Here is a 23,823-nt window from a genome sequence, read left to right as displayed (position 1 = left end):
ACCGCCGCCGTCGCCCGCTCCGTCCCCTGCCTCACCACCGTCCAAGCCCTCGCCGCCGCAGTCCAGGGCATCGACGCCCTCAACCACGGCGACGTCGACGTCCGCTCCCTCCAAGAACACGCCGAGCATCTGAACGCGGCCCGCGACTAGCGGCCGTCGAGGGGGACACCGTCGGACGGTGTCCCCCTCTTCATGAGGCCCGAACCGTTCACGAGGTTTGTCGAGGACACACTGATGTACAAGCTCTTCTTCCGGCTGTTCTTCCAGCGGATGGATCCCGAGCAGGCCCACTACCTGGCCTTCCGCTGGATCCGCACGGCGGCCCGCGTCCCGGTGCTGCGCACGTTCGTGGCGGCCGTGCTCGCCCCCCGCCACGCGGAGCTGCGCACCGAGGCCCTGGGACTGCGCATGCACGGGCCCTTCGGCCTCGCCGCCGGCTTCGACAAGAACGCCGTCGCCGTCGACGGGATGTCGATGCTCGGCTTCGACCACGTCGAGATCGGCACGGTCACCGGGGAGCCGCAGCCGGGCAACCCCAGGAAGCGGCTCTTCCGCCTGGTGTCCGACCGCGCGCTGATCAACCGCATGGGCTTCAACAACGAGGGCTCGCTGGCCGTCGCCGCCCGCCTCGCCTCCCGCAGGCCGGTGTTCAGGACGGTCGTCGGCGTCAACATCGGCAAGACCAAGGTCGTCCCCGAGGACGAGGCGGTGCACGACTACGTGAAGTCGGCCGAGCGGCTCGCGCCGCACGCCGACTACCTGGTCGTGAACGTGTCGTCGCCGAACACGCCCGGCCTGCGGAACCTGCAGGCGGTCGACCACCTGCGCCCGCTGCTGACGGCCGTGCGCGAGGCCGCCGACCGCGCGGTCACCACGCGCCGCGTGCCGCTGCTGGTGAAGATCGCGCCGGACCTCGCCGACGAGGACGTCGACGCCGTCGCCGACCTGGCCGTGGAACTCGGCCTGGACGGGATCATCGCCACGAACACCACCGTCGCGCGCGAGGGACTCGGCCTGACCTCCCCGCCCGACCTGGTCCAGGAGACCGGCGGGCTCTCGGGCGCCCCCCTGAAGGAACGCTCCCTGGAGGTCCTGCGCCGCCTGTACGCGCGCGTGGGCGACCGGATCACCCTGGTGGGTGTCGGCGGCATCGGGGACGCCGAGGACGCCTGGCAGCGCATTCTCGCCGGAGCGACGCTCGTCCAGGGCTACAGCGCCTTCGTCTACGAGGGCCCGTTCTGGATGCGGGCCCTGCACAAGGGGCTCGCCGCCCGCCTGCGCACCAGCCCGTACGCCACCCTCGCCGACGCCGTCGGCGCCGACGCAAGGAAGGCCGCATGACCCCCTTCGAGCCCTTCGGAGCCCGGCTCCGCCGCGCCATGGACGAGCGGGGCCCCCTGTGCGTCGGCATCGACCCGCACGCGTCCCTGCTCGCGGAGTGGGGCCTGAACGACGACGTCGCCGGCCTGGAGCGGTTCAGCCGCACGGTCGTCGAGGCGGTCGCGGACCGCGTCGCCGTGCTGAAGCCGCAGAGCGCCTTCTTCGAGCGGTTCGGCTCCCGCGGCGTGGCCGTGCTGGAGAAGGCGGTCGAGGAGGCCCGGGCGGCCGGGGCGCTCGTCGTCATGGACGCCAAGCGCGGCGACATCGGCTCCACCATGGCCGCCTACGCCGAGGCCTTCCTGCACAAGGACTCCCCGCTGTTCTCGGACGCGCTCACCGTCTCCCCGTACCTCGGCTACGGTTCGCTCCGCCCGGCCGTCGAGCTGGCCCGCGAGACCGGCACGGGGCTGTTCGTGCTGGCGCTGACCTCCAACCCGGAGGGCGGCGAGGTGCAGCACGCGGTCCGCGCGGACGGCAGGAGCGTCGGCGCGACCGTGCTGGCCCACCTGGCGGCCGAGAACGCGGGAGAGGCGCCCCTGGGCTCCTTCGGGGCCGTCGTGGGCGCCACGCTCGGTGACCTGTCCTCCTACGACCTCGACGTCAACGGCCCGCTCCTGGCGCCCGGCATCGGCGCGCAGGGTGCGACCCCGGCGGACCTGCCGCGGGTCTTCGGCTCCGCGGTGCGCAACGTCGTGCCGAACGTCAGCCGGGGTGTGCTGATGCACGGTCCCGAGGTCGTCGCGCTGCGTGACGCCGCGGACCGCTTCACGGAGGAGGTCCGGGTCGCGGTCGCGGGCCGCTGACCGTCCGGCGGGGCTGCCTGCGGGCCTTCCGGGGCCTGATCTCGGCCGACGCGGGTCTGGATACATTCTCAAATCAAGGGCAATATGTCTTAAATGTCCGGCCTGACGGAGGCTGACCAGGACTTTTCCTCTGTTCTCGCTGACTCCGGCGGACTTGACCGCTAGTCTCCGACGTGAGTGAGCGGGCAAGCGTGTTGCTCGTGGCTCCCCTGGTGTGGGGCGACTAGGTTCCTCACCGGTCCGTATCCGACAGTTCGACATCCGAGGTGACGTAGGCGTGGCTCTTCCGCCCCTTACCCCCGAACAGCGCGCAGCCGCGCTCGAAAAGGCCGCCGCGGCTCGCCGGGAGCGGGCCGAGGTCAAGAATCGACTCAAGCACTCCGGCGCCTCCCTGCACGAGGTCATCAAGCAGGGTCAGGAGAACGACGTCATCGGTAAGATGAAGGTCTCCGCCCTGCTCGAGTCCCTGCCGGGCGTGGGCAAGGTGCGCGCCAAGCAGATCATGGAGCGACTCGGCATCTCCGAGAGCCGTCGCGTGCGCGGCCTCGGCTCCAACCAGATCGCCTCCCTGGAGCGCGAGTTCGGCAGCACCGGCGCCTGAGTCCGGGACCCTGCCGGGAAGGGAGTCCCGGGCACTCCGGGATTGCTGGAATAATCGCTGCATGGCTGTAACACCCCGGGGGACGACCCCCGAGCCCCCGGACGCACGTCCGCGGCTGACCGTGCTCTCCGGCCCCTCGGGGGTCGGCAAGAGCACGGTCGTCGCCCATATGCGCAAGGAACACCCCGAGCTGTGGCTCTCGGTGTCGGCGACGACCCGCAAGCCCCGCCCCGGTGAGAAGCACGGAGTCCACTACTTCTTCGTCACCGACGAGGAGATGGACAAGCTGATCGCCAACGGCGAGCTGCTGGAGTGGGCCGAATTCGCCGGCAACCGCTACGGCACGCCGCGCGCGGCCGTGATCGAGCGGCTGGAGTCGGGGGAGCCCGTCCTGCTGGAGATCGATCTGCAGGGCGCCCGGCAGGTCCGCGAGTCCATGCCGGAGGCCCGGCTGGTGTTCCTGGCTCCGCCCTCCTGGGAGGAGCTGGTGCGCAGGCTCACCGGCCGGGGCACCGAGCCCCCCGAGGTGATCCGGCGCCGCCTGGACGTGGCGAAGGTCGAGCTGGCAGCCGAGCCCGAGTTCGACGAGACCCTGGTCAACACCTCCGTCGAGGACGTGGCGCGCGAGCTGCTAGCCTTGACGGACGTTGTGTGATCAGAGCTGGTCACTCCGACTGTTCTTTCCCATCCATCGGAAGGTAGAGCGTGTCCTCTTCCATCTCCGCGCCCGAGGGCATCATCAACCCGCCGATCGACGAGCTCCTCGAGGCCACCGACTCGAAGTACAGCCTCGTGATCTACGCGGCCAAGCGGGCCCGCCAGATCAACGCGTACTACTCGCAGCTCGGCGAGGGCCTCCTCGAGTACGTCGGTCCGCTCGTGGACACGCACGTCCACGAGAAGCCGCTCTCGATCTCCCTGCGGGAGATCAACGCGGGGCTGCTGACCTCCGAGGCCATCGAGGGCCCGGGCCAGTAAGTCATATCTGCACATCGCAGTGGGTTTTTCCACAGGCCCGGCAGCACGACTGCCGGGCCTGTGGTGTGTCATGGGTACAGACGGTTTCCGAGGTCCGGGAGAGACGGTGGACAAGCCGAAGGTCGTTCTGGGGGTCAGCGGCGGCATCGCCGCCTACAAGGCGTGCGAGCTGCTGCGCCGGTTCACCGAGTCGGGCCACGACGTGACGGTCGTCCCCACCGCCTCCGCGCTGCATTTCGTCGGCGCCGCCACGTGGTCGGCCCTGTCCGGCAACCCCGTCTCCACCCAGGTGTGGGACGACGTCCACGAGGTCCCGCACGTCCGCATCGGCCAGCGGGCCGACCTCGTGGTGGTCGCCCCGACCACCGCGGACATGCTGGCCAAGGCGGCCCACGGCCTCGCCGACGACCTTCTCACCAACACCCTGCTCACCGCCCGCTGCCCCGTGGTCCTGGCCCCCGCCATGCACACCGAGATGTGGGAGCACCCGGCCACCCGGGAGAACGTGGCGACGCTGCGCCGCCGCGGCGTCGTCGTGATCGAGCCGGCCGTCGGCCGCCTCACCGGCGTCGACACCGGAAAGGGCCGCCTGCCCGACCCCGCCGCGATCTTCGAGGCCTGCCGACGCGTCCTGGCCCGCGGTGTACACGAGCCCGACCTCGCCGGCCGGCACGTCGTCGTCAGCGCCGGGGGCACCCGCGAGCCCCTCGACCCGGTCCGCTTCCTCGGCAACCGCTCCTCCGGCAAGCAGGGCTACGCCCTCGCCCGCACGGCAGCCGCGCGCGGCGCCCGTGTCACCCTGGTCGCCGCCGACACGGGCCTGCCGGACCCGGCCGGGGTCGACGTCGTCCCGGTCGGGACGGCCGTGCAGATGCGCGAGGCCGTGCTCAAGGCCGCCGCGGACGCCGACGCCGTGGTCATGGCCGCTGCGGTCGCCGACTTCCGCCCCGCGGCGTACGCCGCCGGAAAGATCAAGAAGAAGGACGGCCAGGAACCGGAGCCCCTGGTCCTCGTACGGAATCCGGACATTCTCGCGGAGATCTCCGCCGACCGGGCCCGCGCGGGACAGGTGATCGTCGGCTTCGCCGCCGAGACCGACGACGTCCTGTCCAACGGCCGCACCAAGCTGGCCCGCAAGGGATGCGACCTGCTCGTGGTGAACGAGGTGGGCGAGCGCAAGACCTTCGGCTCCGAGGAGAACGAGGCCGTCGTGCTCGGCGCCGACGGCAGTGAGACCCCCGTTCCGCACGGTCCCAAGGAGGCTCTGGCCGACACGGTCTGGGATCTCGTGGCCGAGCGGCTGAGCTGAATGCCTCATTCGGCTCAAGAAACGCTCGCGTCCCCCATATTGGCGCGTGGCGGCTCTGTTCAAGGCCGCTCGGCATTGGGCAGAATGCCCGTGCCGCAGGTCACAGCGCTCCCGAGAGGCGAGACAGGGGGGCCGGTGGTCTGCCGCGACCGATAAACTGTTCTCGGACGACGCCGGGTGCAGCCCCCGTCCGTCCGCCAATGATCAGCCAGCAGCCGCTGCAACCCCAGGGAGCGTTGTGTCCCGTCGCCTGTTCACCTCGGAGTCCGTGACCGAAGGTCACCCCGACAAGATCGCTGACCAGATCAGCGACACCATTCTCGACGCGCTTCTCCGCGAGGACCCGACCTCCCGGGTCGCCGTCGAGACGCTGATCACCACCGGCCTGGTCCACGTGGCCGGCGAGGTCACGACCAAGGCCTACGCGGACATCGCGACCCTGGTCCGCAACAAGATCCTGGAGATCGGGTACGACTCCTCCAAGAAGGGCTTCGACGGCGCCTCCTGCGGCGTGTCGGTGTCCATCGGCTCGCAGTCGCCGGACATCGCGCAGGGCGTCGACACCGCCTACGAGTCCCGGATCGAGGGTGCCGCCCGCACCGGCGACACGGACGAGCTGGACCGCCAGGGCGCCGGCGACCAGGGTCTGATGTTCGGGTACGCCACCGACGAGACCCCGACGCTGATGCCGCTGCCGGTCTTCCTGGCCCACCGCCTGTCGAAGCGCCTGTCCGAGGTCCGCAAGAACGGCACCATCCCCTACCTGCGCCCGGACGGCAAGACGCAGGTCACCATCGAGTACGACGGCGACAAGGCGGTCCGGCTGGACACGGTCGTGGTCTCCTCGCAGCACGCGAGCGACATCGACCTGGACTCGCTGCTCGCTCCCGACATCCGCGAGTTCGTCGTGGAGCCGGAGCTGAAGGCGCTGCTCGACGACGGCATCAAGCTGGACACCGAGGGCTACCGCCTGCTGGTCAACCCCACCGGCCGGTTCGAGATCGGCGGCCCGATGGGTGACGCGGGCCTGACCGGCCGCAAGATCATCATCGACACCTACGGCGGTATGGCCCGCCACGGCGGCGGCGCGTTCTCCGGCAAGGACCCGTCCAAGGTCGACCGCTCGGCGGCCTACGCGATGCGCTGGGTCGCCAAGAACGTGGTGGCCGCGGGCCTCGCCTCCCGCTGCGAGGTGCAGGTCGCGTACGCGATCGGCAAGGCCGAGCCGGTCGGCCTCTTCGTGGAGACGTTCGGCACCCACAAGGTGGAGCCGGAGAGGATCGAGAAGGCCATCGACGAGGTCTTCGACCTGCGCCCGGCCGCCATCATCCGCGACCTGGACCTGCTGCGCCCGATCTACGCCCAGACGGCCGCCTACGGTCACTTCGGCCGTGAGCTCGCCGACTTCACCTGGGAGCGCACCGACCGCGTGGACGCCCTGCGCGAGGCCGTCGGCCTGTAGGAACCCCGCTCTTCCCGAGGCCCGGTCCCCTTTCGGGGTGCCGGGTCTCGGCGCACGCCACGGGCTGGGCACGCCGTGGACCGGTGGCCCCCGTCGCCCGCGCGGCCGCAGGCTCGTCGCGGCCTTCCGGTGCGAAGGCCGCGGGTCCTTCGGCGGAGCGGGCCCCGGGCCGCGCGGTGGATCCGGAACGTGCGCCGCCGCCGGACAGAACGCGGGAGCCCCCCGCCGGTCCCGCGGCAGCACGGCGCTGTCGGCGGTGTTTGGTATGAATGCAGGCGTGGGCAGCGAGAACGGGACCGGCAACGGCGGCGGCGAGGGAGCGCAGCCGGAGCAGCTCGCGTTCATCCGGGAGAGCGTGCGCAAGGCCAAGGCGCCACGGGCCAAGCCGCGCACCTGGCGCGGGGCCGAGCTCGCCCCCGAGCTGCCCGTCGCGCGGGTGCTCGTCGACAAGGGCGTGCTGCACCTCGACCGCTGTTTCGACTACGCCGTCCCCGCCGAGCTGGACGCAGACGCCCAGCCCGGAGTCCGGGTCCGGGTCCGCTTCGGCGCCGGACGCCACCGGGTGCGCGAGGGGCGCCGCGAGGGCGGCGGTCTCATCGGCGGATTCCTCGTCGAGCGGCTCGCCGAGTCCGACTACTCCGGTCCGCTCGCCGCGCTCGCCCAGGTCGTCTCTCCCGAACCGGTCCTCGGTCCGGAACTGCTGGCCCTGGCCCGTTCCGTCGCCGACCGGTACGCCGGCAGCCTCGCCGACGTGCTCCAGCTCGCCGTGCCGCCCCGCAGTGCCCGCGCCGAACAGCAGACCTCGCCCGCGCCGCTGCCCGCGCCGCCGCTCCCGGAGCCCGGCTCCTGGGCGCGCTACGAGCGGGGGACCGCGTTCCTGGAAGCGCTCGCGTCGGGGGCGGCGCCGCGTGCCGTGTGGAACGCGCTGCCGGGGCCGCAGTGGAGCGAGGAGATCGCGCGCGCCGTCGCCGCCACGCTCGCCTCGGGCCGGGGGGCGCTCGTCGTCGTTCCCGACGGGCGGGCCGCCGCCCGCGTCGACACCGCCCTGACCGCGCTGCTCGGCCAGGGACGGCACGCCCTCCTCACCGCCGACGCCGGACCGGAGAAGCGGTACCGGGAGTGGCTGGCCGTACGGCGCGGATCCGTGCGGGCGGTGGTCGGAACCCGGGCCGCCATGTTCGCGCCGGTGCGGGACCTCGGGCTCGTCGTCCTCTGGGACGACGGCGACGACAGCCACAGCGAACCGCACGCCCCGCAGCCCCATGCCCGTGAGGTGCTGCTGCTGCGTGCGGCCCAGGACCGGTGCGGCTTCCTGCTGGGTGGCGTGGCCTGCACCGTGGAGGCCGCGCAACTGGTGCAGAGCGGCTGGGCGCGCCCGATCGCCGCCGTGCGGGAGCAGGTGCGCGCCGCGGCCCCGCTGGTCCGGACCGTGGGGGACGGTGACCTTGCCCGCGACGAGGCGGCCCGCGCCGCACGCCTGCCCACCCTCGCCTGGCAGGTGGCCCGGGAGGGGCTGCGGCACGGCCCGGTGCTGGTCCAGGTGCCCCGCCGCGGCTACGTCCCGCGCATGGCCTGCGCCCAGTGCCGTGCCCCGGCGCGCTGCCGCCACTGCTCGGGCCCGCTGGAGGCGCGGGACGGCGGGGCGCTGTGGTGCGGCTGGTGCGGGCGCGAGGAGAGCTCCTGGCACTGCCCGGAGTGCGGGTCGTTCCGGCTGCGCGCCCAGGTCGTCGGGGCGCGGCGCACCGCCGAGGAACTGGGGCGTGCCTTCCCCGCCGTCCCGGTGCGCACCTCCGGGCGGGAGCACGTCCTCGACACCGTGCCGGGAACGCCCGCGCTGGTGGTGAGCACCCCCGGCGCCGAGCCGGTCGCCGAGGGCGGCTACGCGGCGGCGCTGCTGCTGGACGGCTGGGCCATGCTGGGGCGGGCCGACCTGAGGGCCGGTGAGGACGCGCTGCGCCGTTGGATCGCCGCCGCCGCGCTGGTGCGGCCCCAGTCGGCGGGCGGCGCCGTGGCGGTCGTCGCCGAGGCGACGGCACGACCCGTCCAGGCACTCGTGCGGTGGGACCCCGTCGGGCACGCGGTCCGCGAGCTGTCCGAGCGGGCCGAGCTGGGTTTCCCACCCGTGTCCCGGATGGCGGCCGTGTCCGGGCCGCTGGGGGCGCCCGCGGAGTTCCTGCGCTCCGTCGAACTGCCGTCGGAGGCGGAGGTGCTGGGGCCCGTCGCGTTGCCCGTGTCGGCACCCGGCCGGGCCCGGCGGGCCGGGTCGCCGCCGCCGGGGGAGCAGTGGGAGCGGATGCTGGTGCGTGTCCCGCCGGGCCGCGGGGCCGCTCTGGCCGCCGCGCTGAAGACCGCCCAGGCCGCCCGCATGGCCCGCGGTGGGGGCGGGGAGGCGGTGCGGGTGCGGATCGATCCGCCGGACATCGGCTGACCCTGCGGCAGCGCCGCCGCGGCATGCGACCGCCCTCCCGGAGGGCGGTGCCGGGAGGGCAGGGTGAGGGGGCGTCAGCCGTTGCGGGGACCGGGGAACGCCGTGGGACGGACCTCGTCGCGCAGCGCAGGGCTGCCCGCGGTCGGCTGGGTCGGCATCGAACGGGCGGCCGGGACCGTGGGGACCGGGGGCAGGCCGGCGCCCACGTTGACCGTGCGCGTGCCGGAGGGCTCGGTCGACCGCTCGGAGTCCGCGGCGGCCTGGGCGGCGGCGCGCCGGGAGCCGTAACGACGGTGGACGGCCTGCTTGGTGACGCCGAGTGCGGAGCCCACCGCGTCCCACGAGAAGCCGAGCGAGCGGTCGAAGTCGACCGCGGCGGTCACCAGGGTCTCGACACTGTCCCGCAGCTCCTGGGCGAGACGGACGGTCGGGGCGGGGGCACGTCCGTAGACGACGAAGCCCGTGGCGGGGCCGGAGCGGCGCGGGCGGTAGACGTTGCCCAACTGCGCGGTGAGCGTGCGCAGGGCGTCCACCTGCCGGCGGACCCGCTCGATGTCCCGCACGAGCAAGTGCAGGCTCGCCCGCGCCTGGGCGTCGTGGGATGCATGGTCGGCCATGAACAAGCCTCTCGAACCGGCGTTGAAGAGAAGGGGTCAACTCTTTCTTGACCAACGCGGATCCGCTCCGCGGGTCACGCACGGGGGCGCGTGGGCATATGCCCACGCGCCCCCGTGCCCCGCGGGCCTGCCCGCGGCGGCTCCCGGGCGGTGGCCATAGACTGGTGCGCTGCCCGTTCGACATCCCCGCCGAGAGGTCCGTGCCCCCTCATGAAGCTCGTCTTCGCCGGTACCCCCGAGGTCGCCGTTCCCGCTCTGGACGCTCTGCTCGCCTCCGGGCGGCACGAGGTGGCCGCCGTCGTGACGCGGCCCGACGCGCCGGCCGGGCGAGGGCGCAGGCTGGTCGCCTCACCCGTGGCGGAGCGGGCTGCGGAGGCCGGGATCGAGGTGCTCAAGCCGGCCAGGCCGCGCGATCCCGAGTTCCTGGAGCGGCTGCGGCAGATCGCGCCCGACTGCTGTCCGGTCGTCGCCTACGGCGCCCTGCTGCCCCGTGTCGCCCTCGACATCCCCGCCCACGGCTGGGTCAATCTGCACTTCTCGCTGCTGCCCGCCTGGCGCGGTGCCGCGCCCGCGCAGCATGCCCTGATGGCGGGCGACGAGTTCACCGGAGCCTCCACCTTCCTGATCGAGGAGGGCCTCGACTCCGGACCCGTGTACGGCACGGTGACCGAGCGGATCCGGCCCACCGACACCAGCGGGGACCTGCTGACGCGGCTCGCGTTCGCCGGGAGCGGGCTGCTCGCCGCGACCATGGACGGGATCGAGGACGGCACCCTGAAGGCCGTGCCACAGCCCGCCGACGGCATCACCCTCGCCCCGAAGATCACCGTCGAGGACGCCCGGATCGACTGGGCCGCCCCGGCACTGCGCGTCGACCGCGTGGTGCGCGGCTGCACACCCGCGCCCGGCGCCTGGACGACGTTCCGCGGCGAGCGGCTCAAGCTCGTCCAGGTGGCGCTGCGACCCGAGCGCACCGACCTCGCCCCGGGCGTCCTGGAGGCCGGCAAGAACAGCGTCCTCGTCGGCACCGGCTCGCACGCCGTCGAACTGGTGTGGGTGCAGGCCCAGGGCAAGAAGCCGATGAAGGCGGCCGACTGGGCACGGGGCGTCCGCATCGGCGCGGGGGAGACGCTCGGCGCGTAGCACGTAGTCCGTGGCCGGTGGCCGGTGGCCGGTGGCCGGTGACCTCTGGACCGGCGCTTCCGGCGCTCCTCCGCCGAGGGGACTCGGCGTCGCAGGGGTCCGATGGTGGCGCCGGGTGGCGCGGGCGGGAGGTCTGCCGTCCGGCGGAGCGGGAGGCGCCGGACCCCGTGCCGCCGGCCCCACCGGTGTCCGCCGGGGCGCGCCTGCGCGGTGGCCGGTGTGACGCTGGACCGCACGGGCCCTCCGGATGTCGGGGGTACCGGCACCGGCCCCCGGCGCCCCGGGACGGCCGACGGAGGCCCCCCACCCGCAGAACCGGCGGCCCGCCGCGAGGAGAGGCAGGGAGCGGGTGGGGCGGGACCTTCCCCGCTGCGGCCGATGGGCGGGGGCCGGACCCGCTCCACCGCCGTCCCCCCGGCCCCCGCAGCTTCGCCGGGTCGGGCGGTCGTGGCCGCCGGGACGCCCGGACGTAGGCTTGGGGCAGATCCCATCCTCACCTCCGGAGCACCTTTTTCGTGAGTGACACCCCCGGCACCTCACGCCGGCCCCGCCGGCCCGGCAAGCCCTACCGCCGACCCGAGAAGGACCCCGTCCGCGTTCTCGCCTTCGAGGCGCTGCGCGCCGTGGACGAGCGGGACGCGTACGCCAACCTCGTGCTGCCGCCGCTGCTGCGCAAGGCACGCGAGAAGGAGGGCCCCGAGCGGTTCGACGGCCGGGACGCGGCACTGGCGACCGAGCTGGTGTACGGCACGCTGCGGTGGCAGGGGACGTACGACGCCGTGCTGTCCGCCTGCGTCGACCGGCCGCTGCGCGAGGTCGATCCGCCGGTGCTCGACGTGCTCAGCCTCGGTGCGCACCAGCTGCTCGGGACGCGGATCCCGACCCACGCCGCCGTGTCCGCCACCGTCGAGCTGGCCCGCGTGGTGCTGGGCGACGGACGCGCCAAGTTCGTCAACGCCGTGCTCCGCAAGGTCGCGCAGGACGACCTCGACGGATGGATCGCGCGGGTCGCCCCGCCCTACGACGAGGACCCCGAGGACCATCTGGCGGTCGTGCACTCGCACCCGCGCTGGGTCGTCTCCGCCCTGTGGGACTCCCTGGGCGGTGGACGCGAGGGCATCGAGCGGCTGCTGGCCGCCGACAACGAGCGGCCCGAGGTGACCCTGGTGGCCCGGCCCGGCCGTGCCACCACCGAGGAACTGCTGGCCGAGCAGGCCGCCGAGCCGGGGCGCTGGTCGCCGTATGCGGTGCGGCTCGCCGAGGGCGGGGAGCCCGGTGCCGTCGAGGCGGTCCGCGAGGGGCGCGCCGGTGTGCAGGACGAGGGCAGCCAGCTCGTCGCGCTCGCCCTGGCGGCCGCCCCGGTCGAAGGCGGCGACCGGCTGTGGCTCGACGGCTGCGCCGGGCCGGGCGGCAAGGCGGCGCTGCTCGGGGCGCTCGCCGCCGAGCGGGGTGCGATGCTGCTGGCCTCCGAGAAGCAGCCGCACCGGGCCGGGCTGGTCGCCAAGGCGCTGGCCGGGAACCCGGGGCCGTACCAGGTCGTCACCGCCGACGGCACACGGCCGGCATGGCGTCCCGGCACCTTCGACCGGGTGCTGGTGGACGTGCCCTGCACCGGTCTGGGCGCCCTGCGCCGGCGCCCCGAGGCACGGTGGCGGCGCCGCCCCGAGGACCTGGACGGCTTCGCGCCCCTCCAGCGCGGACTGCTGCGCATGGCGCTGCAGTCCGTGCGCGTCGGCGGCGTCGTCGGCTACGCCACCTGCTCGCCCCACCTGGCCGAGACCCGGGCGGTCGTCGCCGACGTCCTCAAGCAGACGCCGGACGCCGACCTCGTCGACGCCCGCCCGCTGCTGCCCGGCGTGCCCGACCTCGGCGACGGACCCGACGTGCAGCTGTGGCCGCACCTGCACGGCACCGACGCGATGTACCTCGCGCTCATCCGGCGGACCGGCTGACCTCCGAGGGCTCGGCCGCGGCCGTACCGTCCTCGCGTGCGAGCCGGTGCGGCCACCAGACCTTGGGCCCCGCGTCCAGGAAGAGCGCCGTCACCAGCACCGACCGCACCACGAAGGTGTCCAGCAGCACGCCGAGGGCGACCGTGAAGCCGATCTCCGCGAAGGCGACCATGGGCAGCGTGCCGAGCGCGGCGAACGTTCCCGCCAGCACCAGACCGGCCGAGGTGATCACCGCGCCGGTCGCCGCGAGGCCGGTGACCACGCCCGGACGTGTGCCCCGGCGGGCGGCCTCCTCGCGGATGCGCGTGGTGAGGAAGATGTTGTAGTCGATGCCGAGCGCGACCAGGAACACGAAGACGAACAGGGGGAAGTCCGTGCCCTCCCCGGCGTAGTCGAAGAAGTACCGGAACGCCATGGCGCTCAGCCCCAGCGCCGCCGTGAACGACAGGACGACCGTGCCGATCAGCAGCAGCGGCGCGACCACGGCACGCAGCAGCACCGACAGGATCAGCAGGACGACCAGCAGCACCAGCGGGATGATCACCACGTCGTCGTGGGTGGTCGCCGCGTCCATGTCCAACAGGGCCGCCGTACCGCCGCCGACCTTGGCGTCGGCGGCGGGCACGGCGTGCACGGCGTCCCGCACCCGCTCCACGGTCTGCTTCGCCGCGTCACTGTCCGCCGGGGCGCTCATCGTGGCCTCGAACAGCACCCGGCCCTCGTACGACGGTTTCGTGCCCGGTGGCAGACCGAGCGAGGTCGGGACCACGCCCGGGGTGCCGGCGACCGCCCTGCCGACCTCCCGGGCCTGCGCCTGGTTGCTCACGATGACGAGCGGGCTGCCGCTGCCGGCGGGGAAGTAGCGGGCCGACACGTCCTGCCCGACGACCGAGTCCGGCCTGCCGGTGAAGGCATCCGCGTTGCTGATGCCCGCCGCACGCAGCTGGATCAGCCCCAGCGAGCAGATCGCCAGCGCCACCGCGGTCGCGACCCACACCGCGCGCGGGGTGCGGGCGATGCGGCGGCCGGTGCGCGCCCACACGCCCCGCTCGGTCGGGTCGGCGTCACCGAAGTGCGGGACGGCCGGCCAGAAGATCCACCGGCCGAAGACGACCAGCAGGGCGGGGAAGAGGGTGAGCATGGCGAGCAGAGCGACCGCGACGCCGATCGCGGCGACCGGTCCGAGGCCGCGGGTGGAGTTCATCTCGGCCGCCAGCAGCACCAGCATGCTGAGCACCACCGTCGCGCCGGAGGCGAGCACCGCCGGGCCCGCCCGGTGCAGGGCCAGCGCCATCGCCTCGTGCCGGTCCTCGTGCCGGCGCAGCTCCTCCCGGTAGCGGGCGACGAGCAGCAGCGCGTAGTCCGTGCCGGCGCCGAAGACGAGGACCGTGAGGATGCCCGCGCTCTGGCCGTTGACGGTCAGGCCCCCCTGGGTGGCGAGGAAGTAGATCAGGGCCTGCGCGGCGAACAGCGCGGCGGTCACCGACAGCAGCGGCACCAGCAGCAGTGTGGGGCTGCGGTAGGTGATCAGCAGCATGACGACGACGACGCCCATCGCCGCCAGCAGCAGCGTGGAGTCGATGCCCTCGAAGGCCTCGGCGAAGTCCGCGGACGTTCCGCCGGGCCCGGTGATGTGCACGGCCAGGCCGCTCTCGCCGGTGCCGACGACGCCGCGGATGGAGTCGACCGCCGGCCCGATCCGCTCCCACCCCTTCTCGTCCATCGTGATCGGCACGTAGATCTGCGCCGCGCGCGGATCGGCCGGCCGGTCGTAGACCGGGCCGTGTGTCTCCGCACCCCGGATGCCGTGGTCGTGCAGCCCCTTCAGATCGCTCGCGTCCTGCTGGATCCGCGCCCGGTCCGCGGCGGTGAGACCGCCCTCGCGGGCGTACACGACGACGGCGGGGATCTGCTCGGGCCGGAAGTCCTGGGAGATCTCCAGCACCTGCGTCGACTCGGCGGAGCCCGGCAGCCACGACTGGGCGTCGTTGTCCTGGGCGTCGGACAGCTTCTGCGCGAAGGGCACGGTGACCAGCAGCGCCAGCACCCACAGACCCAGGACCACCCACTTCGCGCGCCGCCCGCAGACGAGATGAGCGACGCCTCTGTTCCCTCTCATGGCCACCCCCAACACCCGTTGCAGCATGGCACCGCGACCGGTATCGCGTAAGGGCCGGGGGAACTCCCTGCGGGACCGATGCGGCTCACCCGCGCGAGGCATGGGAGGCTTGGCCCATGGCCGCGCAGATCAACCCCAGCATCCTGTCCGCCGACTTCGCCCGCCTCGCGGACGAGGCCAAGGCGGTCGAGGGAGCCGACTGGCTTCACGTCGACGTCATGGACAACCATTTCGTCCCGAACCTCACGCTCGGTGTGCCGGTCGTAGAGTCCCTGGCCCGTGCGACGGACACCCCGCTGGACTGTCATCTGATGATCGAGGCGCCCGACCGCTGGGCGCCCCAGTACGTCGAAGCGGGTGCCGGTTCCGTCACCTTCCACGTGGAGGCGGCGACCGCTCCTGTGCGGCTGGCCAGGGAGATCCGTGCCAAGGGCGCCCGCGCCTCCATGGCGCTGCGGCCCGCGACGCCGATCGAGCCCTACGAGGACCTGCTCCCGGAGCTCGACATGTTGCTGATCATGACGGTTGAACCCGGCTTCGGTGGGCAGGCGTTCCTCGACATCATGCTTCCCAAGATTCGGCGGACCCGCGAGTTGATCAGCAAGCACGGCCTCGAACTGTGGCTCCAGGTCGACGGCGGAGTGTCGGCCTCGACCATCGAGCGGTGCGCCGACGCCGGCGCGGACGTGTTCGTCGCCGGCTCGGCGGTCTACGGCGCGTCCGACCCCGCCGAGGCGGTCCGTGCTCTGCGCACCCAGGCGGACGCGGCCACTGCCAAGGCATCCTGGGTATGCGCCCACTGACCCCGCGCACGGGTCCCCGGCCGGGCGACGACTGGGCCAAGGAAACGTGAACGGCGGCCAGCAGGGCTGATCAAGCGCGCCGGATCTGCAAGGATGAACGGCGAATCCAGAGTGTGAACAGAAGTGAGGAGATCGCCGTGTCGGGTATGTCGGCGGGCCGGTCAGCCATGCGGATGGGACCCGCTGAGCTGGTGCAGGCGGCGGCCATGGCCCGCCGCTTCTACCTCGAGGGCAAGTCCAAGATCCAGATCGCGGAGGAGTTCGGCGTCAGCCGCTTCAAGGTGGCCCGGGTCCTGGAGACCGCCCTCGAACGGGATCTCGTACGGATCGAGATCCGCGTGCCGGCCGAACTGGACGCCGAGCGCTCCGACGCGCTCCGCGCCCGCTACGGCCTCAGGCACGCCGTCGTGGTGGAGTCCCCGGCGGACGCCGAGGAGACCCCGGACCCGGAGAACCTCGGCGAGGTCGCGGCCGATCTGCTCGGGGAACTGGTGAACGAGGGCGATGTCCTCGGCCTCGCCTGGGGCCGGTCCACCATCCACATGGCGGCGGCGCTGGACCGGCTGCCGCCCTGCACGGTCGTGCAGCTGACGGGCGTGTACGACGCCGGGACCGCCGAGCGCGGCTCGGTGGAGGCCGTGCGCCGCGCCGCCCAGGTGTCCGGCGGCGACGCCCACCCCATCTACGCGCCGATGCTGCTGCCGGACGCCGCCACCGCGGCGGCGCTGCGCAACCAGACCGGGATCGCCCGGGCCTTCGAGTACTTCGACAAGGTCACGGTCGCCTGCGTCTCCATCGGCTCCTGGGAGCCGGGCATCTCCACGGTGCACGACATGCTCAGCGCCGAGGAACGCGCGCACTACGCCTCCCTCGGTGTCGCCGCCGAGATGTCCGCGCACCTCTTCGACGCCGAGGGCCGGCGGGTCGGCCGGGACCTGGGGGAGCGGTGCATCACGGTGAAGGCCGACCAGCTCCGCCGTATCCCGGAGGTCGTCGCGATCGCGGGCGGGCAGCGCAAGGCGTCGGCCATCGACGCGGTGCTGCGCTCCGGACTCGTCACCAGCCTGGTGACGGACACGTCCGCGGCGGACTACCTGATGACGGCGGGCCCGGCCCCGCGTCCGGCCCTGAACCGGGCCGACCCGGACGGAGTCTGACCCGCCCTGCCGGCGTGTCCCGGCGGCGGGGACGGCCGGTGGACGTGCGGACCGGGGAAGGGCCGCCACGGCTACGGGCCTGCTGCGGCTGCTCGTCCCCGCAGGCCCGTCGGCCTGCTCCCGCGGCGCGCCCCGCCGGTCTCCTCCCCGGCGCCCGGCGACTCCTCCCGAGGCCGTTCGGCACCGCCGGGCGCCGGCCCGGGCGCGGCGGGCGGCGTCTCCCGGCTGCCGCCGGGACGCGGCACACCGTCGCCCCCTCAGGCTCCGCCGACCGCGGCGGGCCCTCCCGTACGCCGGGGACCGGGACCCGGAGAGCTGTCCCGGGGGCTCCGGGTCCTGCGGCGGGCCGCCCTCGGCGCGGAGCGTCGAGGGCGGCCGAAGGACACCGGCCGAGTCGCCTCGTCGGATCCTCCAAGTGGTCGCTGACGGTTCCTGGACGTTACGACCAGGCGGCGCGTTCACCCGGACATGGGACAATGAAGTACGTGCTCTTTCCCCCTGGCTGACCTGTCCGGGGGCCACCTCTGAACGACTGGGATGTGCAGCACGTGCGTTTCCTCAATGACATCCGGCCCGCCTACGACCTCACGTACGACGACGTGTTCATGGTGCCGAGCCGCAGCGCGGTCGGCTCCCGTCAGGGCGTGGACCTCGGCTCCCCGGACGGCACGGGCACCACGATCCCGCTGGTCGTCGCCAACATGACCGCCATCGCCGGCCGCCGCATGGCGGAGACCGTGGCCCGTCGCGGCGGCCTCGTCGTGATTCCGCAGGACACCCCGATCGACGTCGTCACGGACGTCGTCTCCTGGGTGAAGAGCCGCCACCTGGTGCTGGACACCCCGATCGTGCTGGCCCCGCACCAGACCGTCGCCGACGCGCTGGCCCTGCTGCCCAAGCGGGCCCACAACGCCGGTGTCGTCGTCGACGAGGAGAACCGCCCCGTCGGTGTCGTCACCGACCGCGACCTGACCGGCGTCGACCGCTTCACCCAGCTCGAGGTCGTCATGTCCAAGGACCTCCTCCTGCTCGACGCGGACATCGACCCGGGTGAGGCGTTCAACACCCTCGACACCCACAACCGGCGCTATGCCCCGGCCGTCGACAAGGACGGCAGGCTCGCCGGCATCCTCACCCGCAAGGGAGCCCTGCGCGCCACGCTGTACACGCCGGCCGTCGACGGCCGCGGCAGGCTGCGCATCGCCGCCGCCGTCGGCATCAACGGAGACGTGGCCGGCAAGGCCAAGCAGCTGCTGGACGCGGGTGTCGACACGCTCGTCATCGACACCGCGCACGGCCACCAGGAGTCGATGATCGCCGCGATCAGGACGGTCCGCGCCCTCGACCCGCAGATCCCGATCGCGGCCGGCAACATCGTCTCCGCCGAGGGCGTCAAGGACCTGATCGACGCGGGCGCCGACATCATCAAGGTGGGTGTCGGCCCGGGTGCGATGTGCACCACCCGCATGATGACCGGCGTCGGTCGGCCGCAGTTCTCCGCCGTGCTGGAGTGCGCCGCCGAGGCCCGGAAGCACGGCAAGCACGTGTGGGCCGACGGCGGTGTCCGCCACCCGCGCGACGTCGCCATGGCGCTCGCCGCCGGCGCGTCCAACGTCATGATCGGCTCCTGGTTCGCCGGCACCTTCGAGTCGCCGGGCGACCTCCAGCAGGACGCCGACGGCCGCCTCTACAAGGAGTCCTTCGGCATGGCCTCCGCGCGTGCGGTGCGCAACCGCACCTCCGAGGAGTCGGCGTACGACCGCGCCCGCAAGACGCTGTTCGAGGAGGGCATCTCCACCTCCCGCATGTTCCTCGACCCGGGCCGCCCGGGCGTCGAGGACCTGATCGACTCGATCATCGCGGGCGTCCGCTCCTCCTGCACCTACGCCGGTGCCTCCAACCTGGAGGAGTTCTCCGACCGCGCCATCATCGGCATCCAGAGCGCGGCCGGCTACGCCGAGGGCAAGCCCCTGCACGCCAGCTGGAGTTGATCCCGCAGCAGCCTCCCACGGCCCCCGCCGCCCGCTCCCGCGGGAGGGCGGGGGCCGTTCGCACTCCCGCGCCGCCAAGGTCTCCGGCCCCGGCCGGACGCCGGGCGAAAGGGTGCATCTGCAACGCTCGAAACTCGCCGCGCAACGCATGCCCGGGTGACCGCGAGCAACGCCATGATCTTGCGGAAGTGCGCAGGGTTGCTGCATTACACCGGCAACGCGTGGGCTCATGAAGTGCTGCGCTGTACGTGGCGGGGACCCGCTCGGTGGGTCCCCGCCGGACGGGGTCCCCGCCGGACGGGGTCCCCGCCGGTCTCCGCCACCCTGACCGGCAGCGACAGGGAGCCGCGCGTGCTCGACCGAGGCGCACCCCCGCAGAACCCCACCCGGACCGCCCCGACGTCCCTCCTGGGCGACCTGATGCGCCGCAAGCCCGTGGAACGTTCTGCGTGCGGATGATGGGCAGCCTGTCCACCGTCACCTGGGTGGTCTTCGGAGTCTGGCTGACCGTCGGGCTCGTGTTCTACTTCGTATACGGCTACCGCCGGTCCCGACCTGACGCACCCGAACCATCCGAGAAGTGATCGACCCACTGTGCTGAACGATCTCGACGAACGCATCGTGCACGCCCTCGCCGAGGACGCCCGCCGCTCCTACGCGGACATCGGGCAGCTCGTCGGCCTGTCCGCGCCCGCCGTGAAACGGCGCGTGGACCGATTGCGTGCCACCGGAGCCATCACCGGCTTCACCGTCCGGGTGGACCCGGCCGCGCTCGGCTGGGAGACCGAGGGATTCGTCGAGATCTACTGCCGCCGCAACACCTCGCCGGAGACCATCCAGCGGGGCCTGGAGCGCTACCAGGAGGTCGTGGCCGCCTCGACCGTCACCGGCGAGGCGGACGCGGTCGCCCAGGTCTTCGCCTCCGACATGCGCCACTTCGAACGGGTTCTGGAGCGGATCGCCGGGGAGCCGTTCGTGGAGCGCACCAAGTCGGTGCTGGTGCTCTCGCCCCTGCTGCGGCGGTTCTCCTCCGGCTCGCCGACCTGATCCCCCGTCCCGCACCGGCGGTGCCGCGCCGGTGCGGGAGGGCCCCGGGTACGCCGACGCCCGGTGATCGGCGGTCGCCCCCGCCCCGTCCTGTGGACGGGCGCACCCCGCTGTGGGCCCGTCCGGGCTGCGTCAGCCGGCCGTCGTGCGGGCCAGCGCGTTGTGGTCCATCGAGTTGTGCACGCTGAAGCTCACCGCGTCGGAGCGGTAGCGGTCGTCCGACCACTCCACCGGTCGCCCCTCACGGGTCGTGGTCACCCGGCGGACCCGCAGCAGCGGGCTGGTCCTGCGGACGCCCAGCAGGTCGGCGTCCCGGGCTCCTGCCGCCACCGCGTCGATCACGTGCTCGCCGTAGGCGAAGACCAACCCCGTGTCGTCGTAGAGCCGTTGGGTCACGGACGGGCAGTCGGGCTCGATCGCCTCGACCGCGGGCGCGATCCAGTCGGCGTACACGGTCCGCTCCAGCAGCACCGGCTCACCGTCCAGGCCGCGTACCCGCAGGACGTGCAGCACCAGTGTGCCGGACTCCAGTTGGAGACGCACCGCGTCCTCGCCCGTGGCCGGGCGGTACTCCTGCGCGACCACCCGCCCCGTGGCCTCCCGCCCCATCGCGCGCGCCCACTTGGCGAAGCTGCGCAGCTCGGCGAAGCTCTGACTGCGGCGGCTGGCCAGCACCACCCGGCGGGCGCCCTGGCGCGAGCCGATGAGGCCCTCGGCGCTCAGCGCCGCCACGGCCTGGCGGACCGTGCCGCGTGAGACGCCGAACCGGGCCGCGAGCTCCGTCTCGGTCGGCAGCAGGCTGCCGACCGTGTACTCCTCGCGGCCGATCGCCCGGCGCAGTGCGTCGGCGATCTCCTCGTGTCGCGCCGTCATGCTTCCCCTTCGGCTCCGTCGCTGTGCACAGCGTGACCAGCGTAATCGAGGTCCGGCGGTGATCCGTTTCAATTCGGACTGTGCACGCATTCAGGGCTCGGCGTTTGACGGCCGTTCATGGTGGGGACATCTGCGACGGGCGTACTGAGGTCAACTTGTTCAGACAAGTTGGCCACCTCGGGTGGACGGGGCCCGGTGCGCCCGCGTGTGCTCCGACGCGCCTCCGCCGCCGGAGGCGCGTGCCCCCCGGTCCCCGATGTCCGTCCGCCCTCCCCGCACCCCGCGTGTCCTCCTGGAGAAAGCCGTGACCGTGTCCCTGTCCAGAACAGCCGTCCCCGGTGCCCTCGCCCTCCTCGCCGCCCTCGCGCTCAGCGCCTGCGGCGCCGCCCCCGACGACGCGTCGACCAGCGCGGGAGGCAAGAACCCCGCCACCGCGACCTCCGCCGCCGACGTCGGCGGCATGGACGCCCTCGTGGCGGCGGCCAAGAAGGAGGGCACGCTCAACGCCATCGCCCTGCCGCGCGACTGGGCCAACTACGGCGCACTGATCGACGGGTTCGAGAAGAAGTACGGCATCCACATCGCGGTCGAGAACCCGGACGGCTCCAGCCAGGACGAGATCAACGCCGTGACCTCCCGCAAGGGCCAGGACCGGGCCCCCGACGTCCTCGACCTCGGCAGCTCCTTCGCGCTCAGCGCGGCCCAGCAGAACCTCCTCGCACCGTACGAGGTGCAGGGCTTCGCGGACATCCCCGAGGGACAGAAGGACGCGCAGGGCCGCTGGTACAACGACTACGGCGGCTACATCTCCATCGGCTGCGACGCCAAGCGGGTCAAGGAGTGCCCCCAGACCTTCGCCGACCTGCTCAAGCCGCAGTACAAGGGCCAGGTCGCCCTCAACGGGAACCCCACCAAGTCGGGATCGGCCTTCGGCGGCGTCTGGGCCGCGTCCCTCGCCAACGGCGGCTCCTTCGACGACATCCGGCCCGGCCTCGACTTCTTCACCAAGCTGAAGAAGAGCGGCAACTACACGCCCGTCGAGTCCACACCCGCCACCGTCGAGAAGGGCGAGACGCCGATCAGCATCGACTGGGACTACCTCAACGCCGGGTACGCCGACGAGTTCCGGTCCAAGGGCGTCGACTGGAAGGTCGCCGTCCCCGCCGACGGCAAGTTCTCCCAGTACTACTCGCAGGCCGTCAACAAGGACGCCCCGCACCCCGCCGCCGCCCGCCTGTGGCAGGAGTACCTGTACAGCGCCGAGGGCCAGAACCTGTGGCTCAAGGGATACGCCCGCCCGGCCCTGATGACGGCCATGGAGAAGGCCGGCACCCTCGACAGCTCCGCCGCGGCCAAGCTGCCCGAGGTGTCGGGGACGCCCTCCTTCCCGACCGAGGCCCAGCAGGGCAAGGCCAAGACGGCTGTCGCCGCGGGCTGGGCGAAGGCCATCTCCGGATGACGGCCGCCCTCACCGAGGCCGCCCAGGCGCCCGCCGCTGCCGCCCACCGGCAGCAGCGGCGGCGCCGCGCCACGGGGACGCTCGCCGTCGTCCCACTGCTCGTCCTCGCCTCCGTCGCGTTCGGGATCCCCGCCCTGGCGATGCTGAACGGCGCCTTCACCGTCCGGGACCCCGCCACCGGCGGCACCTCCTACACCGCCGCCAACCTCACCACCTCCCTGCACGGCGCCTACCTGACGGCCCTGCTCGGCAGCGTCAAGCTGTCCGCCGTGTCCGCCGCGCTCGGGACCGTGCTCGGCCTGCTGCTCGCCCAGGCCGTGGTGACGTCCCGGTTCCGGGCACTGCGCGAGGCCGTGCTGACCGCCTCCGGCGTGCTCGCCAACTTCGGCGGGGTGCCCCTCGCCTTCGCGTTCGTCGCCACCCTCGGCAACGCCGGTGTCCTCACCCGGAGCCTCGGCCTGAGGGACACCGGCTGGAGCCTGTACAGCTTCTCCGGACTGACCCTCGTCTACCTGTACTTCCTCGTCCCGCTGATGGTCCTCACCATCACGCCCGCCCTGGAGGGCCTGCGCGTGCAGTGGCGGGAGGCCGCCGAGAACAACGGCGCCACCCCGGCGCAGTACTGGCGGCACGTGGCCCTGCCGGTGCTGGCGCCGTCCCTGCTCGGCGGATTCGTGCTGCTCTTCGGCAGCGCGTTCGCCGCCTACGCCACCGCCGCCGCCATGGTCGGCAGCTCCGTCCCGCTGGTCACCCTCCAGATCGCCGACGCCCTGTCCGGGAACGTCCTGGTCGGACAGGAGAACGTGGCGCTCGCCCTCAGCCTCGACATGGTGGTGGTCGCGGGGCTGGTCATGGCCGTGTACCTGCCCCTGCAACGACGGAGCGCACGATGGCTCGCCTGAACCCCTGGCGCTGGGCCGTGCTCGGCCTCGCCGCCCTGTACTTCCTCGTCCCGCTCGGCGCGTCCGTCGTGTTCTCCGTCGACGTGGGCGACCGCGTCACCTTCGACGCGTACAGCAGGATCCTCGGCACGGACGGATTCGGCGACAGCCTGCTGCTCGCCCTCGAACTGGCCGCCGCCACCATCGCCCTGGTGCTGCTGGTCATGGTCCCCGCCTCGGTCGCGCTCCGACTCGGCGCGCCCCGGCTGCGCCCGGTCGTCGAGATCGTCTGCTCGCTGCCGCTGGTCGTGCCGCCGATCGCGTTCGTCGCCGGGATCAGCACGGTGCTCAAGTGGGGGCCCGAGCACCTCGCCCGCACCCCCTTCTTCCGGACGATGGTGGCGATCCAGAACCCGGACTTCCCCGTCGTGCTGGTCCTCGCCTACGCCGTGATGGCCCTGCCGTTCGTCCACCAGGCCCTGGACGCCGGACTGCGCGCCGTCGACGTGCCCACCCTCGTCGAGGCCGCCCGCAGCTGCGGCGCGAACCGGACGCAGGCACTGCTCCGGGCCGTGCTGCCCAACCTGCGCGGGGCGCTGCTGAACGCCTCGTTCCTCACCCTGGCCCTGGTCCTCGGCGAGTACACCGTCGCCCACCTGCTGGGCTTCCGGCCCTTCGCCGTGTGGATCGTGGACATCTCCGGTGCCCAGGCGCAGATGTCCGTCGCCGTCTCCGTGCTCAGCCTGCTCGTGACCTGGGTGATGCTCCTCGCCCTCGCCGCCGCCGGCGGCCGAACCCGAACCACCTCCCGGGGATGAAC

The 23,823-nt window shown here is 73.1% G+C and carries 20 protein-coding genes and 1 pseudogene; 18 read left to right on the top strand and 3 right to left on the bottom strand.

The window, feature by feature from the left end:
• The first annotated feature begins 234 nt into the window (after positions 1-234).
• From JS756_RS27210 to JS756_RS27175, 8 genes are all read left to right on the top strand, one after another.
• Positions 235-1,341 carry a quinone-dependent dihydroorotate dehydrogenase gene (locus tag JS756_RS27210; RefSeq protein WP_205385861.1) on the top strand — a complete coding sequence of 369 codons (1,107 nt, stop codon included), beginning with the start codon at positions 235-237 and terminating at the stop codon, positions 1,339-1,341.
• Complete coding sequence (gene pyrF, locus JS756_RS27205) at positions 1,338-2,183, top strand: orotidine-5'-phosphate decarboxylase (protein WP_205385860.1); 846 nt, start codon at positions 1,338-1,340, stop codon at positions 2,181-2,183. Before JS756_RS27210 ends, pyrF begins: the two co-directional genes overlap by 4 nt.
• A 277-nt stretch (positions 2,184-2,460) precedes the next feature.
• The gene (locus JS756_RS27200; protein ID WP_026246651.1) at positions 2,461-2,784 is read left to right on the top strand and encodes an integration host factor; all 324 of its coding nucleotides are present in this window, start codon (positions 2,461-2,463) and stop codon (positions 2,782-2,784) included.
• Between the two features lie 61 nt (positions 2,785-2,845).
• Complete coding sequence (gene gmk, locus JS756_RS27195; protein ID WP_205385859.1) at positions 2,846-3,439, top strand: guanylate kinase; 594 nt, start codon at positions 2,846-2,848, stop codon at positions 3,437-3,439.
• 50 nt (positions 3,440-3,489) lie between these two features.
• Positions 3,490-3,762, top strand: coding sequence for a DNA-directed RNA polymerase subunit omega (gene rpoZ / locus JS756_RS27190; RefSeq protein WP_205385858.1), 273 nt, complete (start codon positions 3,490-3,492; stop codon positions 3,760-3,762).
• Between the two features lie 106 nt (positions 3,763-3,868).
• Positions 3,869-5,071: a bifunctional phosphopantothenoylcysteine decarboxylase/phosphopantothenate--cysteine ligase CoaBC gene (gene coaBC, locus JS756_RS27185; protein ID WP_205385857.1), complete on the top strand. Its 1,203-nt coding sequence runs from the start codon at positions 3,869-3,871 to the stop codon at positions 5,069-5,071.
• Between the two features lie 238 nt (positions 5,072-5,309).
• Entirely contained in the window at positions 5,310-6,533 is a 1,224-nt protein-coding gene (gene metK, locus JS756_RS27180) for a methionine adenosyltransferase (RefSeq protein WP_205385856.1), read from the top strand.
• Positions 6,534-6,810: 277 nt separating this feature from the next.
• A complete protein-coding gene (locus JS756_RS27175) occupies positions 6,811-8,961 on the top strand; it encodes a primosomal protein N' (RefSeq protein WP_205385855.1) in 2,151 nt (716 codons plus the stop codon).
• A 74-nt stretch (positions 8,962-9,035) separates the two neighbouring features.
• On the opposite strand, the gene JS756_RS27170 is transcribed toward JS756_RS27175, so the two are convergent.
• The gene (locus JS756_RS27170) at positions 9,036-9,578 is read right to left on the bottom strand and encodes a hypothetical protein (RefSeq protein ID WP_205385854.1); all 543 of its coding nucleotides are present in this window, start codon (positions 9,576-9,578) and stop codon (positions 9,036-9,038) included.
• Positions 9,579-9,788: 210 nt separating this feature from the next.
• Between JS756_RS27170 and fmt the strand changes: the two genes are divergently transcribed.
• Together fmt and JS756_RS27160 are read left to right on the top strand one after the other, a co-directional pair.
• Positions 9,789-10,721: a methionyl-tRNA formyltransferase gene (fmt, locus tag JS756_RS27165; protein WP_205385853.1), complete on the top strand. Its 933-nt coding sequence runs from the start codon at positions 9,789-9,791 to the stop codon at positions 10,719-10,721.
• 515 nt (positions 10,722-11,236) lie between these two features.
• Entirely contained in the window at positions 11,237-12,673 is a 1,437-nt protein-coding gene (locus JS756_RS27160) for an RsmB/NOP family class I SAM-dependent RNA methyltransferase (protein WP_205385852.1), read from the top strand.
• Here JS756_RS27160 and JS756_RS27155 read toward each other — a convergent pair.
• Positions 12,654-14,792 (bottom strand): MMPL family transporter, encoded by a 2,139-nt coding sequence (locus tag JS756_RS27155; RefSeq protein WP_205385851.1) that lies wholly within the window; start codon positions 14,790-14,792, stop codon positions 12,654-12,656. The genes JS756_RS27160 and JS756_RS27155 overlap by 20 nt on opposite strands.
• A 116-nt stretch (positions 14,793-14,908) precedes the next feature.
• Here JS756_RS27155 and rpe point away from each other — a divergent pair, with 116 nt between their 5' ends.
• From rpe to JS756_RS27130, 5 genes and pseudogenes are all read left to right on the top strand, one after another.
• Positions 14,909-15,595 carry a ribulose-phosphate 3-epimerase gene (gene rpe / locus JS756_RS27150; RefSeq protein WP_205385850.1) on the top strand — a complete coding sequence of 229 codons (687 nt, stop codon included), beginning with the start codon at positions 14,909-14,911 and terminating at the stop codon, positions 15,593-15,595.
• 113 nt (positions 15,596-15,708) lie between these two features.
• Entirely contained in the window at positions 15,709-16,752 is a 1,044-nt protein-coding gene (locus tag JS756_RS27145) for a sugar-binding transcriptional regulator (RefSeq protein ID WP_205385849.1), read from the top strand.
• Positions 16,753-17,291: 539 nt separating this feature from the next.
• Complete coding sequence (locus JS756_RS27140) at positions 17,292-18,743, top strand: GuaB1 family IMP dehydrogenase-related protein (RefSeq protein ID WP_205385848.1); 1,452 nt, start codon at positions 17,292-17,294, stop codon at positions 18,741-18,743.
• A 392-nt stretch (positions 18,744-19,135) separates the two neighbouring features.
• A pseudogene (locus JS756_RS27135) lies at positions 19,136-19,327 on the top strand (amino acid permease C-terminal domain-containing protein); the annotation flags it as partial.
• A gap of 10 nt (positions 19,328-19,337) precedes the next feature.
• Entirely contained in the window at positions 19,338-19,790 is a 453-nt protein-coding gene (locus JS756_RS27130; protein ID WP_205385847.1) for an Lrp/AsnC family transcriptional regulator, read from the top strand.
• A 132-nt stretch (positions 19,791-19,922) separates the two neighbouring features.
• Here JS756_RS27130 and JS756_RS27125 read toward each other — a convergent pair whose 3' ends face one another.
• Positions 19,923-20,663 carry a GntR family transcriptional regulator gene (locus JS756_RS27125; RefSeq protein ID WP_205385846.1) on the bottom strand — a complete coding sequence of 247 codons (741 nt, stop codon included), beginning with the start codon at positions 20,661-20,663 and terminating at the stop codon, positions 19,923-19,925.
• Positions 20,664-20,967: 304 nt separating this feature from the next.
• Here JS756_RS27125 and JS756_RS27120 point away from each other — a divergent pair, with 304 nt between their 5' ends.
• From JS756_RS27120 to JS756_RS27110, 3 genes are read left to right on the top strand one after another with little or no spacing between them, the layout of a single operon-like run.
• A complete protein-coding gene (locus JS756_RS27120; protein WP_205385845.1) occupies positions 20,968-22,122 on the top strand; it encodes an ABC transporter substrate-binding protein in 1,155 nt (384 codons plus the stop codon).
• Complete coding sequence (locus JS756_RS27115; protein WP_205385844.1) at positions 22,119-23,024, top strand: ABC transporter permease; 906 nt, start codon at positions 22,119-22,121, stop codon at positions 23,022-23,024. The genes JS756_RS27120 and JS756_RS27115 overlap by 4 nt, the downstream gene beginning before the upstream one ends.
• Positions 23,012-23,821: an ABC transporter permease gene (locus tag JS756_RS27110; protein ID WP_205385843.1), complete on the top strand. Its 810-nt coding sequence runs from the start codon at positions 23,012-23,014 to the stop codon at positions 23,819-23,821. The genes JS756_RS27115 and JS756_RS27110 overlap by 13 nt, the downstream gene beginning before the upstream one ends.
• The last annotated feature ends 2 nt before the right edge of the window (positions 23,822-23,823 follow it).

Source organism: Streptomyces actuosus (assembly GCF_016921115.1).
GTDB classification, from domain to species: domain Bacteria; phylum Actinomycetota; class Actinomycetes; order Streptomycetales; family Streptomycetaceae; genus Streptomyces; species Streptomyces actuosus_A.
The sequence above is the reverse complement of the archived record's forward strand: the minus strand, read 5'-3'. Positions and strand labels throughout refer to the sequence as shown.

What these genes read in the sequence shown, in the direction of transcription:
- pyrF (WP_205385860.1), top strand. Translation starts at nt 1,338, where the DNA reads ATGACCCCCTTCGAGCCCTTCGGAGCCCGGCTCCGCCGCGCCATGGAC.
- JS756_RS27170 (WP_205385854.1), bottom strand. Translation starts at nt 9,578, where the DNA reads ATGGCCGACCATGCATCCCACGACGCCCAGGCGCGGGCGAGCCTGCAC.
- JS756_RS27210 (WP_205385861.1), top strand. Translation starts at nt 235, where the DNA reads ATGTACAAGCTCTTCTTCCGGCTGTTCTTCCAGCGGATGGATCCCGAG.
- rpe (WP_205385850.1), top strand. Translation starts at nt 14,909, where the DNA reads ATGGCCGCGCAGATCAACCCCAGCATCCTGTCCGCCGACTTCGCCCGC.
- JS756_RS27125 (WP_205385846.1), bottom strand. Translation starts at nt 20,663, where the DNA reads ATGACGGCGCGACACGAGGAGATCGCCGACGCACTGCGCCGGGCGATC.
- JS756_RS27155 (WP_205385851.1), bottom strand. Translation starts at nt 14,792, where the DNA reads ATGAGAGGGAACAGAGGCGTCGCTCATCTCGTCTGCGGGCGGCGCGCG.
- JS756_RS27110 (WP_205385843.1), top strand. Translation starts at nt 23,012, where the DNA reads ATGGCTCGCCTGAACCCCTGGCGCTGGGCCGTGCTCGGCCTCGCCGCC.
- JS756_RS27115 (WP_205385844.1), top strand. Translation starts at nt 22,119, where the DNA reads ATGACGGCCGCCCTCACCGAGGCCGCCCAGGCGCCCGCCGCTGCCGCC.
- fmt (WP_205385853.1), top strand. Translation starts at nt 9,789, where the DNA reads ATGAAGCTCGTCTTCGCCGGTACCCCCGAGGTCGCCGTTCCCGCTCTG.
- gmk (WP_205385859.1), top strand. Translation starts at nt 2,846, where the DNA reads ATGGCTGTAACACCCCGGGGGACGACCCCCGAGCCCCCGGACGCACGT.